General features: G+C 52.5%; 14 protein-coding genes and 1 pseudogene. 8 read left to right on the top strand and 7 right to left on the bottom strand.

From position 1 onward, the window contains the following. Positions 1–94: 94 nt before the first annotated feature. Positions 95–1,276: an MFS transporter TsgA gene (gene tsgA / locus ACLJXE_RS03030; RefSeq protein WP_286629809.1), complete on the bottom strand. Its 1,182-nt coding sequence runs from the start codon at positions 1,274–1,276 to the stop codon at positions 95–97. Positions 1,277–1,542: 266 nt separating this feature from the next. Between tsgA and ppiA the strand changes: the two genes are divergently transcribed. The 5 genes from ppiA (at position 1,543) to ACLJXE_RS03005 (ending at position 4,879) form a co-directional block, all read left to right on the top strand. Continuing rightward, positions 1,543–2,115: a peptidylprolyl isomerase A gene (ppiA, locus tag ACLJXE_RS03025; protein WP_137381141.1), complete on the top strand. Its 573-nt coding sequence runs from the start codon at positions 1,543–1,545 to the stop codon at positions 2,113–2,115. Positions 2,116–2,221: 106 nt separating this feature from the next. Then, positions 2,222–2,389 carry a YhfG family protein gene (locus ACLJXE_RS03020; RefSeq protein WP_410750046.1) on the top strand — a complete coding sequence of 56 codons (168 nt, stop codon included), beginning with the start codon at positions 2,222–2,224 and terminating at the stop codon, positions 2,387–2,389. Then, entirely contained in the window at positions 2,379–2,981 is a 603-nt protein-coding gene (locus ACLJXE_RS03015) for a putative adenosine monophosphate-protein transferase Fic (RefSeq protein ID WP_410750045.1), read from the top strand. The genes ACLJXE_RS03020 and ACLJXE_RS03015 overlap by 11 nt, the downstream gene beginning before the upstream one ends. Positions 2,982–3,012: 31 nt before the next feature. Continuing rightward, the gene (gene pabA / locus ACLJXE_RS03010) at positions 3,013–3,576 is read left to right on the top strand and encodes an aminodeoxychorismate synthase component 2 (protein ID WP_286629807.1); all 564 of its coding nucleotides are present in this window, start codon (positions 3,013–3,015) and stop codon (positions 3,574–3,576) included. An 85-nt stretch (positions 3,577–3,661) separates the two neighbouring features. Beyond that, on the top strand, positions 3,662–4,879 hold the full coding sequence (locus ACLJXE_RS03005) for an aspartate aminotransferase family protein (RefSeq protein WP_410750044.1): 1,218 nt from the start codon (positions 3,662–3,664) through the stop codon (positions 4,877–4,879). A gap of 48 nt (positions 4,880–4,927) precedes the next feature. Here the strand turns inward: ACLJXE_RS03005 and ACLJXE_RS03000 are convergent, their stop codons facing one another. Both ACLJXE_RS03000 and crp read right to left on the bottom strand, forming a co-directional pair. Further along, positions 4,928–7,015 carry a YccS/YhfK family putative transporter gene (locus tag ACLJXE_RS03000; RefSeq protein ID WP_286630080.1) on the bottom strand — a complete coding sequence of 696 codons (2,088 nt, stop codon included), beginning with the start codon at positions 7,013–7,015 and terminating at the stop codon, positions 4,928–4,930. A 51-nt stretch (positions 7,016–7,066) separates the two neighbouring features. Beyond that, entirely contained in the window at positions 7,067–7,699 is a 633-nt protein-coding gene (gene crp, locus ACLJXE_RS02995; RefSeq protein ID WP_000242758.1) for a cAMP-activated global transcriptional regulator CRP, read from the bottom strand. 309 nt (positions 7,700–8,008) lie between these two features. Here crp and ACLJXE_RS02990 point away from each other — a divergent pair, with 309 nt between their 5' ends. After that, a complete protein-coding gene (locus ACLJXE_RS02990) occupies positions 8,009–8,416 on the top strand; it encodes an OsmC family protein (RefSeq protein WP_286629805.1) in 408 nt (135 codons plus the stop codon). A gap of 93 nt (positions 8,417–8,509) precedes the next feature. Here the strand turns inward: ACLJXE_RS02990 and ACLJXE_RS02985 are convergent, their stop codons facing one another. From ACLJXE_RS02985 to ACLJXE_RS02970, 4 genes and pseudogenes are all read right to left on the bottom strand, one after another. Next, a complete protein-coding gene (locus ACLJXE_RS02985) occupies positions 8,510–9,379 on the bottom strand; it encodes a phosphoribulokinase (protein ID WP_410750043.1) in 870 nt (289 codons plus the stop codon). 53 nt (positions 9,380–9,432) lie between these two features. Beyond that, positions 9,433–9,651, bottom strand: a complete 219-nt coding sequence (locus ACLJXE_RS02980) for a YheU family protein (RefSeq protein WP_410750042.1) — start codon at positions 9,649–9,651, stop codon at positions 9,433–9,435. Then, a pseudogene (locus ACLJXE_RS02975) lies at positions 9,648–10,716 on the bottom strand (hydrolase). Before ACLJXE_RS02975 ends, ACLJXE_RS02980 begins: the two are co-directional and overlap by 4 nt. Before the next feature lie 35 nt (positions 10,717–10,751). Next, positions 10,752–11,471, bottom strand: coding sequence for an NUDIX hydrolase (locus ACLJXE_RS02970; protein ID WP_410750041.1), 720 nt, complete (start codon positions 11,469–11,471; stop codon positions 10,752–10,754). Between the two features lie 193 nt (positions 11,472–11,664). Here ACLJXE_RS02970 and prs point away from each other — a divergent pair, with 193 nt between their 5' ends. Continuing rightward, positions 11,665–12,525, top strand: coding sequence for a ribose-phosphate diphosphokinase (prs, locus tag ACLJXE_RS02965; protein WP_410750040.1), 861 nt, complete (start codon positions 11,665–11,667; stop codon positions 12,523–12,525). Positions 12,526–12,539: 14 nt separating this feature from the next. Next, complete coding sequence (locus tag ACLJXE_RS02960; RefSeq protein WP_410750039.1) at positions 12,540–14,030, top strand: nicotinate phosphoribosyltransferase; 1,491 nt, start codon at positions 12,540–12,542, stop codon at positions 14,028–14,030. The last annotated feature ends 25 nt before the right edge of the window (positions 14,031–14,055 follow it).

Here is a 14,055-nt window from a genome sequence, read left to right as displayed (position 1 = left end):
AGGGGGTTTAGTGTGTTTTGGCCGACATCGCCAGCGGATGAAGAGGGAGTGAGAATATGCCGGATGGCGGCTGCACCTTATCCGGCATTCATATTTAGTGGGCAGCGGAAGTTCCATGCTGGCGATGACGCGTGACGAACCCAAGGATAAAGCACATCACGAACACCACGGCATACAGTCCGTTCGCAGTCTGTAATGCGGCCAATGGACCACTGTGCGCTACGATAGGGCCAGTGACCACGAAGGTGAGCATGGTACCAATGGTACCGCAGGTCAGCACAAAGTTAACCAGTTTAGGTGAGGCAACTTTGGTCTGCTGAGAACCAAGGGTAATAATGGTGGTATAAATCGCGCTGGAGAAGAAGCCCAGCGTCAGAATGAACCACGGCATATGTTCTGGTGTACCGGTGATGAACAGATACATCAGAACGGTGGCCAGTCCCGCCAGTACGGTCAGAATACGCTGCAAATCGAAGAAACGCAGAATAAAGCTAAACGCCCACATGCCGACCATGTAAGACATCCAGAAGTCGCTAACCAGTTTACCCGCATCGTTCAGGCTCATGCCGAGGCTTTTGGCATATTCCGGTACCCAGGAGATAAAGCCAAGCTGACCGAGGATGTAGCACAGTGCCGCAATCGCCAGGAACAGTACGCCAATGCCCCATTTTTCTTTAACGATCGGTGTGTCTGATTGCTGTGCATGTTTGCCCAGCGCCGGGAATTCACAGCCGAAGGTCAGAAGGAAAATCGCGACATACACCAGGCCGATACAAGCATAGACCCAGTACCATTCAATGCTGCGCGCGAGCAGGAAAGCCGCGACCATGGGGAAAATCATGCCCGCCATGCTGAAGAAGGAGTCGGTAAACAGCAGACGGGAGCCACGCTGGCGACCTTCATACATCTGAGTCACCAGGAAAGTACCAATCGACATGGTGATACCACTCACCAGGCCCAGCACAAACATTGCCGCAGAGAACAACGCCAGGCTATGGCTGAGCATCAGTCCGGCGATTGCTAATACCATCAAGATGAAGCCAAAACGCAATTGCGTTTTCAGCGGCACGATTTCCATCAGCCAGGCATTCAGAAAAATAGAGATCAGGATACCTGCGTTCAGGAAGGTGAAGGTGTTACTCATACTGGAAACGGGCAAATGGAAATAATCCGCGATGTTTCCCATCACCATCCCGGTGACAATTACCAACGCACCTGTCAGGGCGTAGGAGAGAAAGCTAATCCATGTGAGCTTAATGCGATTGCTGTTAGTCATGACTGGCCTGTATAGAAGTGTAAGGCACATTAACTGTGCCGTGAGCGGGCAGATTTTAGGCGTTTTAGTGATGTAATTAAATATTTTTTGGTAATTACTGAGTCTGTTACATTTTTGAATGTGATCATGATCACATAGATATTTACAGCTATGAGGTTACATTTGTTTCAAGTACGTAAAATTAGGTAAAGGGATGGCCTTGTTCATGAAGGCTCTTTAGAATCAATCCACTTGCTCTAGTTTCTGCTCTTGTTTAAGGAAATCTCATGCTCAAATCGACTCTGGCGGCTGTTGCAGCTGTTTTCGCTCTTTCTGCTATCTCTCCCGCAGCGTTGGCAGCGAAAGGGGATCCGCACGTTCTGCTGACAACCTCTGCCGGTAACATTGAACTGGAACTGAACAGCCAGAAAGCCCCGGTTTCAGTGCAAAACTTTGTCGATTATGTCAACAGCGGTTTCTATAACAACACCACATTCCACCGTGTGATCCCGGGATTTATGGTGCAGGGTGGTGGGTTTAATGAGCAGATGCAGCAGAAAAAACCTAACCCGCCAATCAAGAATGAAGCGGATAACGGGCTGCGTAACACCCGAGGCACTATTGCTATGGCGCGTACTGCGGATAAAGACAGTGCGACCAGCCAGTTCTTTATCAACATTGCGGACAATGCATTCCTCGATCATGGCCAGCGTGACTTTGGTTACGCCGTGTTCGGTAAAGTTGTGAAAGGTATGGATGTTGCGGACAAGATTGCGCAGGTACAGACCCACGATGTCGGTCCTTACCAGAATGTTCCGTCAAAACCGATTGTTATCCTTTCCGCTAAAGTCCTGCCGTAAGCCTATTTTGCGCGGGTAGTTCCTGCCCGCGTTCTTCCCCTTCTCTGCGTAACCCGAAATTGCTGCTTATACTTGTGGCAAGTGTCGGCTCATTCAGGGAGGTCACGTGAAAAAACTCACCGATAAACAAAAGTCCAGGCTCTGGGCGCAACTGCGAAATGCCAATTTCCAGGCAAGCCGGCGACTGGAAGGCGTGGATATTCCACGGGTTACTCTGAGCGCTGAAGACGCCCTGGTGCGTCTTGAAGAATTGCGGAGGCACTATGAGCGATAAATTCGGTGATGGACGTGACCCCTATTTGTATCCTGGTTTGAACGTCATGCGTAACCGGCTGGGGGTTCATCAGGCGCAGCGTCTGGCGCAGGCAGCTTATGAATTGACGGCGCTACGTGCCGCCACAATTGAACTGGGGCCGTTAGTTCGTGGTTTACCCTACCTGTGCGCTATTCATCGCCAACTTTATCAGGATATTTTCGACTGGGCGGGCAAGCTACGCGAAGTCGATATTTATCAGGGCGACACACCTTTCTGCCATTTTGCCTGGATAGAGAAAGAGGGCAATGTGCTGATGCAGGACCTGGAAGACGAGTCCTGGCTGGTGGGACTGCCGGAAGACAAATTTGTCGACCGACTTGCGCATTATTATTGTGAAATTAATGTGTTACACCCGTTTCGTATTGGCAGCGGTCTGGCGCAGCGTATTTTCTTCGAACAGTTGGCTATTCATGCCGGGTATATACTCAACTGGGAGGGCATCCAGGTTGAGGAGTGGAACCAGGCAAATCAAAGCGGCGCCATGGGTAACCTGTCCGCACTGCAGGCGATATTTCGTAAAGTGGTAAGCGAAGCTCCGGAAACTGAGTAGAATAGCGCGGTTCTTCTGTACCGGAGCCGCCATGATCCTGCTTATCGATAACTACGATTCTTTTACCTGGAACCTGTATCAATACTTCTGCGAACTGGGCGCAGATGTCCTTGTCAGACGTAACGACGAGCTGACGCTGGCGCAAATTGATGCGCTGAATCCGCAGAAAATCGTCATTTCCCCGGGGCCATGCACGCCGGATGATGCGGGCATCTCGCTGGATGTCATTCGTCTTTATGCGGGTAAGATCCCTATGCTGGGCGTTTGTCTGGGCCATCAGGCGATGGCACAAGCCTTTGGCGCGACCGTCGTGCGGGCGGCAAAAGTGATGCACGGTAAGACTTCACCCATTACGCATACCGGGCAAGGTGTTTTTCAGGGATTGGCAAACCCGCTAACGGTGACGCGCTACCATTCGTTGGTGGTCGCACCTGAGACGTTGCCTGAATGCTTTGAAGTGACGGCGTGGAGTGAAACGCAGGAGATTATGGGCATTCGTCACCGGGATTGGGATGTGGAAGGTGTGCAATTTCACCCGGAGAGCATCCTCAGCGATCAGGGGCATCAGCTGCTGGCTAATTTCCTTAACCGGTGATTTGTGGTTGCTATTCAGTGATTTTTTATTCATATTTTGTGATTATAATTTCACTAGCATTTCTGCTTAACAGGGTGGTAATGACATGGCAACTGAACAAACTGCAATTACGCGCGCAACATTCGATGAAGTGATTCTGCCGATTTATGCACCGGCAGAGTTTATCCCGGTAAAGGGGAAAGGAAGTCGAGTCTGGGATCAGCAGGGTAAAGAGTATGTTGATTTCGCGGGCGGCATTGCAGTGACCGCGTTAGGGCATTGCCATCCGGCACTGGTCGAGGCATTAAAAACCCAGGGTGAAACGCTGTGGCATACCAGTAACGTGTTCACCAATGAGCCGGCGTTGCGTTTAGGTCGCAAAATCATTGATGCCACTTTCGCCGAACGCGTGTTGTTCATGAACTCCGGTACCGAAGCTAACGAAACCGCCTTTAAGCTGGCGCGGCATTACGCTTGTGTACGTCATAGCCCATTCAAAACTAAAATCATCGCCTTCCATAATGCGTTTCACGGTCGCTCGCTGTTTACTGTTTCCGTGGGCGGGCAGCCGAAATATTCCGACGGCTTTGGCCCAAAGCCCGCGGATATCATCCATGTGCCGTTTAACGACCTGCATGCGGTAAAAGCGGTGATGGACGATCATACCTGTGCCGTGGTGGTTGAGCCTATTCAGGGGGAGGGAGGGGTTAGTGCTGCCACGCCAGAATTCCTGCAGGGGTTGCGCGAACTGTGCGATCAGCATCAGGCATTGCTGGTGTTTGATGAAGTGCAGTGTGGGATGGGGCGTACCGGTGACCTGTTTGCCTATATGCACTACGGCGTGACGCCGGATATCCTGACCAGCGCTAAAGCTCTTGGTGGTGGATTCCCGGTGAGCGCGGTACTGACGACGCTGGAGATAGCCTCCGCATTCCATGTTGGCTCGCACGGTTCGACCTACGGCGGTAACCCGCTGGCCTGCGCGGTTGCAGGAGCGGCGTTCGATATCATTAATACCCCGGAAGTGCTGGAAGGTATTCAGGCCAAACGCCATGCCTTTGTGCAGCATTTGCAGAAAATTGATCAGCAGTTTGATATTTTCAGCGATATTCGCGGCATGGGGCTGCTGATTGGCGCTGAATTGAAGCCGCAATTTAAAGGTCGTGCGCGTGATTTCCTCTACGCTGCTGCTCACGAAGGGGTGATGGTGCTGAATGCCGGGCCGGACGTGATGCGTTTTGCGCCGTCGCTGGTGGTAGAGCAGGCTGATATCGATGAAGGGATGCAGCGCTTCGCGCAGGCGGTCGAGAAAGTGGTGGGTTGATCGCCTGTTTGCCGGATAAGGCGCTTGTGCCGCCATCCGGCAAACCTCTTAACCTTTCATATCCCGCAGCCGCCTGCTAAGCCAGATACCGTGGTGCGGTCGCTGGCGCCAGGCAACAGAAGAGATGGTGTGCATGGTATTAAGATGCCCCAGTATTCGTTGTAGATGCTGCTCAAGCGTACTTAATGGGCCGTGTGAGAGCATCTCTGGTGATTCGAGAATATTCACATCACCTGAACTTCCCGGCCCGTCATATTCCAGCCGCTGTTGACAGCGCTGGAGCGCAATTTCGCAGGATTCCAGATATCGCTGCGCCAGATCCGGCGTCAACATCGTGTGCTCTCTTGCCAGGGTAGTCATTGCATTGATGTGCTCGACGATGAACTGGCTGTGTGTAACCCACAGTTTCATATCTGCCAGATAGTGCGAGTTAAACCCGGGTTCCTGCATGGCCTGGTTTAATGAGTTAAACAGCGTGTTTTGCGCCTGGTTGACCCGCATGCGCTGATACGCCAACGGTGTGGCTTGCGGATCGTTGCTGAGGATTAGGCGGATGGCTTCTTGATCTGCTCCTAGTGCATCGTGAGCGTTCTTACGTAGTAAACCACTCTGCCATTGCGGCCACAGCCAGAGCGTACCGCCAAAGGCGATCAAACAGCCGATCACGGTGTCGACAAATCGGGGCACGATAAACTGTTCCCCGTTCAACGTCAGTAACTGCAGGGTATATACCGCCGTGACCGTAAAGCCCACGGTGGCCCAGCCATAGTTTTTGCGGATGATCAGATAGCTCACCAGGGTTATCAGCAGCATAGCTGCCAGCGTGAAGCCCTCAGGAATATGAAAGTGCAACGTAACACCCGCAATCACCAGTCCGACAAGCGTGCCCACCGAGCGGTGTAAAATACGCACCCGGGTTGCGCCGTAGCCATTCTGAGTGACGAACAGTATCGTCATCAGGATCCAGTAAGGTTTTGGCAGGTGTAAAGCGCTACCCATCAGGCTGGCGATACTCAACATGACGCTGATGCGTCCGGCGTTACGCAGCGCCGGAGATTTCAACGACAAATAGTTTTTCAGTGCCGGAATTAACGGTAATCGACGCTGTTTATCAGCCATCAAATCCCGGGCATATAGTGGGCGTTGGGTACGCAGCACACGGGCAATGCGGCTGAAATGCCAGTAGCAAAATTGTCCCACCGGATTATCCGGGTGCTGCCGGGCAATCTTCTCCAGGGTGCCTATCTGCTTTTCCATCGAAAAACGCGTTGGCAAGCGGTGGTACAAAATGTCATCAGCCAGTACGCGCAGGCGTTCGGCAACGGTGCGAGCGTTCCAGCGAATCACCTGTTCAGCATGACTGCGTTCAACAAGCTTCTGCACTTCTTCGGGTTGATGCAGGCTGACGGAAATATGTTCCTGTAAATCCAACGCTTCCTGGAAAACACGTAGCAAGCGTTTGTATTCATTATTGTGATGTGCCGACAGCATGTGCATTTGCTGGTAGCACTGGGTAATCAGATCCACGGCTTTTTGTTGACGGACCAGCAGGGGCGGTAGTGCTTTTTCGGGATCGGTATGCTGGGTCAACATGCTGTATTTGGCCTCACAGTAATCGGCTAATTCGCGGTACAACAAACTGAGTGATTCGCGCAGCGGTTGTTCACGCCACATCCAGAACCAGAACCAGTTAAACAGGCCGTACCATACTGTCCCCAACGCGTAGATCAGCAGTGGTTCCCAGACGGGCATGTTCCCGGCCAGACTCAGTGTGAAAATCGCCGCGATCAGTGAGGCGGGCAGAAGTCGTGCATGCAACGGGCTTAGCTCGGCGGTCACACCGAGAATCAGCGTCAGGCCGGTGAGGATCAGCGGCAGCGGTATCGTTTGTGCCAGCAGTAACTGCATGATCAGGCTGCAGCCGGCAAACAGCGAGGCGCCAATAACTAAGCGTTTGAAAAAGCGCTTATGCGGGGTATCAAGACCGGCAATGTTGCAGCAGGCGGGGACGAGGGAGAAAAGCAGTCCCAAATGAAGCTGACCAATGATAAGACCGACAGCCACAGGTAAACATAGCACCAGCGTCTGTCGTAGTGCGTAGTTGATCTCGGGGTGATAAATCAGTCTTCGCCACATCGGAGCAAACAAAAATGGCGCATTACTGCGTAACACGCCATGTCGATGGGATTAACGCGTGCCGTAGACGACGATGGTCTTACCATGCGCGGAGATCAGGTTCTGATCTTCCAGCATCTTCAGGATACGACCAACGGTTTCACGGGAACAGCCAACGATCTGGCCAATTTCCTGACGGGTGATTTTAATCTGCATGCCGTCCGGGTGGGTCATCGCGTCAGGCTGTTTCGCCAGGTTCAGCAGAGTCTGGGCGATACGACCGGTTACGTCGAGGAAGGCAAGGTTGCCCACTTTTTCAGACGTTACCTGCAGACGACGAGCCATCTGAGAAGACAGGCGCATCAGAATATCCGGGTTAACCTGGATTAATTGACGAAATTTTTTGTATGAAATTTCAGCGACTTCACATGCGGTTTTGGCTCGTACCCAGGCGCTACGTTCCTGGCCTTCTTCAAACAGGCCTAGTTCACCAATGAAATCGCCCTGATTCAGATAAGAAAGGATCATTTCTTTCCCTTCTTCATCTTTGATCAGCACTGCCACTGAGCCTTTAACGATGTAATACAACGTTTCCGCTTTTTCACCCTGGTGAATCAGCGTGCTCTTCGATGGGTACTTATGAATATGGCAATGAGACAAGAACCATTCGAGAGTCGGGTCTGTTTGCGGTTTGCCAAGCACCATGCGCGGTTATCCTCTGTTATAAGCTGTCTCCAGAGCCAGAAAACGACGCTGCCTCTGGGGTTGCAAAAATATGCTTCCCGCTACCTGGGAAAGGGGCTGCTAAAAAGTGAACTGCAGCCTGTAATGTGATGTCCTCTGCATACCTGCAGTACGCCAATGTATTACTGTAGCGTCCTGACTGTTTTAGCATAGCTTTCGCCGTGTGTCTCCTGGTGTCTCGCTTCAGCATGACGCAGGTCGCCTTCCGTTGCGAGAATTGTTATGTACGCGTAATCTGTCAGGAAAATTGAAACATTGGAGTTACGAAATATGCAAGCGCGTGTAAAGTGGGTTGAGGGGTTAACCTTCCTCGGTGAGTCCGCCTCAGGCCACCAAATTTTGATGGACGGTAACTCTGGTGATAAAGCGCCGAGCCCGATGGAGATGGTATTAATGGCGGCAGGGGGGTGTAGCGCCATTGATGTCGTGTCGATCCTGCAAAAGGGTCGCCAGGATGTCACCAACTGCGAAGTGAAGCTCACCTCTGAGCGTCGTGAAGAAGCACCGCGTCTGTTTACCCACATCAATCTGCATTTCATCGTGACGGGGCGCGACCTGAAAGATGCCTCTGTGTCTCGGGCGGTTGATCTTTCTGCTGAGAAATATTGCTCCGTGGCGTTGATGCTGGAAAAAGCGGTGAATATCACCCATTCCTATGAAGTGATTGCTGCTTCGTGATGCCATGCCTGATGGCGTTACACTTATCAGGCCTACAGGATATAAACGTGTAGGCCGGATAAAGCATCAGCCGCCATTCGGCAAAAGAACACATTACTCGATCTTCTTCCCTTCCATCAGCCTCTGCACCAATGGCAGCATGATCAGCTCCATCGCCAGCCCCATCTTGCCGCCTGGCACGACTAACGTATTAATATGGGAAATGAATGAACCCTGAAGCATAGCCAGCAGCCAGGGATAATCGATGCCTTCCAGATTACGAAAATGAATCACTACAAAGCTCTCATCCAGCGACGGAATACTCTTTGCCGCAAAGGGGTTGGAGGTGTCGACGGTGGGCACACGCTGAAAGTTAATATGCGTGCGGGAAAACTGCGGCGTAATGTAATTGATATAATCGTCCATTGAGCGTACGACCGAGTCCATTACTGCCTCGCGGGAGTGACCGCGTTCGCTGGTATCGCGGGTGAGTTTCTGGATCCACTCCAGGTTCACTATAGGGACAACACCAACAAGCAGATCGACATGCCGCGCCACATTTTGTTGCGGGGTTACTACACCGCCGTGCAAGCCTTCATAGAACAGCACGTCCGTCGGTTCAGGCAGCGGCTGCCAGGGGGTAAATGTGCCCGGAACCTGATTCCACGGAACGGCTTCATCATACGTGTGCAGATATTTTCGTGACTGGCCTTTGCCCGACTGACCGTACTCGATGAAGGTGTGTTCCAGCAGGCTGAAATCGTTGGCTTCGGGGCCGAAGTAGCTGATGTGTCGTCCGGCGTCGCGCGCTTTGCGGATCGCCATATCCATTTCCGGGCGGGTATAACGATGAAAACTGTCACCTTCCACCTCGGCGGCACGCAGATTTAACTGTGCGAAAATTTTACGAAACGCGAGGCTGGTGGTGGTGGTCCCCGCGCCGCTGGATCCTGTTACCGCAATCACCGGATGTTTGGCAGACATAACAACTCCATAAATAGGTTGGTTTTTTATTATAGTCAGCCGTCGGCAGCGGATTACTTGTGAAGCTGTTTCCTCGGCATTATGTTGACCGTTTCATGCAGTTCGGACCATACCAGCACAGCTTCACCTGATTGTAACTGGCGTCTGACGTCGGCGACTTTTTGTTCGAGCGAGCGTTCATGTTCACCATAATCGGTGCCTTCGCGCAAGACAAAGCTTTCAATCAGGTTGTCCAGCGCTTCCGGGGAGATGTCTTGCCAGGGAATCATCATGATGATGCCTCCAGATATGTTGTCAGCCAGTCTGGAATACGGGATTCCAGCCACATCTCAGGGCGACGTAACGTGCCGCCAATAAATCCGACGTGTCCACCGTGCTCGGTGAGTTGATACTCCACCTGCGGGGGCAGATTCTCGGGTTGTGGGATGACATGGCTATCCATAAACGGATCGTCTTTGGCGTGGATAATCAGCGTCGGTTTGGCGATCCGATTCAACAGTGGCATGGCGCTGCACTGACGATAGTAATCTATAGCATCAGCAAAACCGTGGATTTTAGCCGTGATCAAATCGTCGAAATCGCGAATACGACGCAGGGATTTTAATTGCGCGAGGCTCACTGGCAGCGACCCCGGGTATGCTTCCAGTTTACGTGAGGCGTTGGCTTTCAGCAGATTGAGCAGGTAGCGCTGGTAGACGCGGGAGAAACCTTTCTCCATATGATAACTACAGGCTTCCAGTACGAAAGGCGCAGAGACAATCACTGCGGCATCAATTGGAATGTCGTTGCCTTCTTTTGCCAGCAGGCAGGCCAGCATGTTGCCGCCGAGCGAATAGCCTACTGCAGCGGTTGGCACGCGTCCAAACTCGCGCTCCAGCCAGTGTAAAAACCAGGTGCCATCTTCTGTTTCACCAGAGTGATAAATACGATTCAGGCGATTTGGCTCGCCGCTACAGCCACGAAAATGCATCACTACACCGAGCCAGCCGCGCTTTTGCGCCGCTTCAATCAGGCCGTGGGCGTACGGGCTGTTCAGGCTTCCTTCCAGACCGTGAAAAACCACCAGACGCGGCTTATGTTTGGCCTGCTGTGGATCTTCGCTCCATGCCAGATCGACAAAGTCACCGTCGGGTAATTCCAGACGCTGCCAGTGGGCGTCGAACTTCACCTTACGGCGTATTAAACGTGGCAACATCGTCTGTAGGTGACGGTTACTGATACCACGCATAGGGCGGAATTCTCGCGAATCGTCAGTAGGTGGGGTCATTTCTGTGGACGTGATTTCAACCATAACACCAGAGCAATTAATAATCGGAAAGAATAACTATACCGCGCACAGCGTGTGCAGGTTAGCCAATATGTGATTTTGTGCTTATTCGGCCAGCAGGTTACGTGAAAAAAGATGAATTTCCACGCCCGGTTTACGTCGCCACAGGCGGGCTTTTCGCGTGCCTGTCGCCATACTTTCACCGGTATCTTCAAACATACCTGATGCTTCAAAGCGGCGGATCAGGCTTTTGCGCTGAATCGACTGGCCGAGGATAACTTCTGTAGCTTCCTGTAGCTGACCATGGGTAAAGGTATCCGGTAAACAGTAAACGGGCAGTAAAGAATACATCGTTTTTTGCCGCAAGCGGTGCAGGGCGGCTTCAATGATGTTTTGGTGATCGAAGGCCAGCGGATAGTCGGCAAGCTTATCCACGGGTACCCAGCGGGCATCGCTGACGCTGGTGATATGCGGCTCGCAGTCCACCCAGGCGATAAGTGCAAACCAGGTGACCGTCAGGCTCCAGCCGCGCGGGTCACGATCTGGCCCGGAAAATGTGTCCAGTTGTTCCAGCCAGGAAGGTGAAACACCTGTTTTTTCAGTGAGTTTTCGTAGCGCTGTGGCGCGCGTGGAATCATCGTGTGCCATATCGATAAAGCCGCCGGGTAATCCCCAACATCCTTTTTGCGGCTGGTTTGCCCGTTCGACCAGCAACACGCAGAGCGCCTGTTGATGCAGGGTAAATAACACGCTATCCACCGTCACCAGCGGAGAGGGAAAGCGGCGGGCATCATACTGATTCAGGTATTCGGCTTCGGTGGTCATAAAGTACTCACGATGATGTGTAACGCCGCCAAGTGTACCAGCCCGGCATCGGGGGGCAAGGTGCGATTTTTTCTCGTTGCTTATCAGTAGATTATTGCCATATTCAAAAAGAATGCATTCTTTGCTTGCTTAATATGTGTCTTAAGGACATTATTAATTGTGTCGAAGGGACATAATTAAAAGGGGAAGCGAGATGAGCGTACAATTAGCATTAACTCTGGATGACCAGGCTTACGCCATTACCAGCGGCATTTTTCCTGATGGGGCCGTCTGGTTAAAAGTCACCGATGCGTTGCCATCCTTCGCTCGTCTGATGCGCATTCGCGCCACGGCGATGCGTGACATGAATGACTTTATGCTGCTGGCGCAGCTGGTGGAGGCGGTGCGTCATCAAACCGATGTACTGGTCAGCCACCTTGAACTTCCCTGGCTGCCGTGGGCGCGACAGGACCGACATATGGTTGCGGGCGACAGCTTTGCGCTGAAGGTCTTTGCCCGTCAGCTTAATACGCTGCAGTTCGACAAGGTGAAAGTGCTTGACCCACACAGCGACGCGGCGGCGGCAGCAATAGATAATTTTGTCTCTCTTCCACAGGACGTCTGCCTGCTGCAAAGTACGACCTTGCAGCGCCAGTTTACGCAAAATGCGCTGATGCTGGTGGCACCTGATGCCGGCGCGTTGAAGAAAATTGATGCTGTTGCCAGAGCCGCAGGGGTTGCAGAGTACGCCATTCTGAGCAAAAAACGCGATGTTGCCAGCGGTAATCTGACGGGTTTTACGTTGGTGGCAGGTGACGTTAAGGGTCGGGATGTGCTGATTGTCGACGACCTGTGTGACGCCGGCGGTACGTTCATTGGCTCTGCGCAGGTATTGCGTGATGCCGGTGCCCGCAGCGTCAGCCTGTACGTCACCCACGGGATCTTCTCTAAGGGGGTTGAGCACCTGTTTGCTAACGGTATTGACGCCATCTACACCACCACGTCGCTAGCGGTTTCTACGTTGGCCCATCCGCAGCTTGAACTTATCGATATTGACGCGATTTACCGCGCCTGAGGGAGACACGTGTTATGAAAATGAATCCAATTTTAGCTATCGACGGCTACAAAGTGTCTCACCGCGTGCAGTATCCGCAGGGCACCAGCCGGGTCTATTCCAACTTTACTCCGCGCAGCGATCGCTTTTTCTCGTCACCGCTACCGGATGGCAAGCTGGTGTTCTTTGGTCTGCAGGGATTTTTGCAGTGGTTTCTGGTCGATCTGTTTAACGAGGCGTTCTTTGCCCGACCGCAGGAAGAGGTGGTCAGTGAATACAAGCAGGTGATGGACGGTTATCTGGGAAAAGATGCGGTGGCGGTCGATCACATTCGTGCGCTGCATCAGTTGGGTTATCTGCCGCTGCATATTAAGGCGCTGGACGAAGGCAGCAAGGTGCCAATGGCGGTGCCAGTATTAACCATCATCAACACCCAACCTGAGTTTTTCTGGCTGGTGAATTACCTTGAGACGGTGTTGTCGGCGGAGCTGTGGAAAGCGTCAACCAATGCGACAATTGCCCACCACTACCGCAAAATCTGCGCGCATTGGGCAGAAAAAACCTGCAGCGATTTGACGCACCTTGATTTCCAGTGTCATGACTTTTCGTTTCGCGGCATGTCCGGATTGCAGGACTCCATGCAGGCGGGTAGCGGGCATTTATTGAGCTTTAAAGGCACTGACAGTATTCCCTCTCTGTTGTACGCCCGTGATTACTACACCGACGGTGAGGCGTATTTTATCGGCGCCAGCATTCCTGCCACCGAGCACAGCGTGATGTGTATGGGTGAGCGTGAACACGAGATTGAGACTTTCCGCCGCCTGATTGCCGATATCTATCCGCAGGGGTTTGTGTCGATAGTTTCCGATACCTGGGACTACTGGCAGGTGCTGACGGAATATACCCGTGAACTGAAGGGCCTCATTCTGGCGCGTGAGGGGCGGGTGGTATTCCGTCCGGACAGCGGCAACCCGGTAGATATTCTGTGCGGCACCGGCGCGGATGATGATAACAGCGCCGATCGCACCCCGCAGGAGAAAGGCTCTGTGGAGGTGCTGTGGGAGATTTTTGGCGGTACGATTAACGCCAAAGGGTATAAGGTGCTCGACCCACATGTCGGGCTGATTTACGGCGATTCCATCACCCTTGAGCGGGCGAATGAGATCCTGCGTCGCCTGGAGGCCAAAGGATTTGCCAGCTCAAACGTGGTGTTCGGGGTGGGATCGTTTACCTATCAGTACAACACGCGCGATACCTTCGGTTTTGCGATGAAGGCGACCTGGGGAGAAGTGAATGGCAAAGGACGGACCATCTTTAAGGAGCCGAAAACCGATAATGGCCTGAAGCGTTCTGCCCGCGGGTTGCTGCGCGTTACGCGTGATGAACAGGGTGAATTACGTCTGCATGATGAACAGAGTTGGGAACAGGAGCAGGAAGGCGAGCTGAAAACCCGTTTTCTCAACGGTAAGCTTTTAAACCGTGAGCACTTCGAGCAAATTCGTCAGCGTCTGGCGACGCAGCATTGATTCAAAAGAAAAAATGCCGGATGAG

Source organism: Citrobacter sp. U14242, assembly GCF_046555775.1.
In the GTDB taxonomy this organism is placed as follows: domain Bacteria; phylum Pseudomonadota; class Gammaproteobacteria; order Enterobacterales; family Enterobacteriaceae; genus Citrobacter.
The sequence above is the reverse complement of the archived record's forward strand: the minus strand, read 5'-3'. Positions and strand labels throughout refer to the sequence as shown.

Coding starts and splice junctions, on each gene's coding strand:
- tsgA (WP_286629809.1), bottom strand. CDS start 1,276: ATGACTAACAGCAATCGCATTAAGCTCACATGGATTAGCTTTCTCTCC.
- ppiA (WP_137381141.1), top strand. CDS start 1,543: ATGCTCAAATCGACTCTGGCGGCTGTTGCAGCTGTTTTCGCTCTTTCT.
- ACLJXE_RS03015 (WP_410750045.1), top strand. CDS start 2,379: ATGAGCGATAAATTCGGTGATGGACGTGACCCCTATTTGTATCCTGGT.
- pabA (WP_286629807.1), top strand. CDS start 3,013: ATGATCCTGCTTATCGATAACTACGATTCTTTTACCTGGAACCTGTAT.
- ACLJXE_RS03005 (WP_410750044.1), top strand. CDS start 3,662: ATGGCAACTGAACAAACTGCAATTACGCGCGCAACATTCGATGAAGTG.
- ACLJXE_RS03000 (WP_286630080.1), bottom strand. CDS start 7,015: ATGTGGCGAAGACTGATTTATCACCCCGAGATCAACTACGCACTACGA.
- crp (WP_000242758.1), bottom strand. CDS start 7,699: ATGGTGCTTGGCAAACCGCAAACAGACCCGACTCTCGAATGGTTCTTG.
- ACLJXE_RS02990 (WP_286629805.1), top strand. CDS start 8,009: ATGCAAGCGCGTGTAAAGTGGGTTGAGGGGTTAACCTTCCTCGGTGAG.
- ACLJXE_RS02985 (WP_410750043.1), bottom strand. CDS start 9,379: ATGTCTGCCAAACATCCGGTGATTGCGGTAACAGGATCCAGCGGCGCG.
- ACLJXE_RS02980 (WP_410750042.1), bottom strand. CDS start 9,651: ATGATGATTCCCTGGCAAGACATCTCCCCGGAAGCGCTGGACAACCTG.
- ACLJXE_RS02970 (WP_410750041.1), bottom strand. CDS start 11,471: ATGACCACCGAAGCCGAATACCTGAATCAGTATGATGCCCGCCGCTTT.
- prs (WP_410750040.1), top strand. CDS start 11,665: ATGAGCGTACAATTAGCATTAACTCTGGATGACCAGGCTTACGCCATT.
- ACLJXE_RS02960 (WP_410750039.1), top strand. CDS start 12,540: ATGAAAATGAATCCAATTTTAGCTATCGACGGCTACAAAGTGTCTCAC.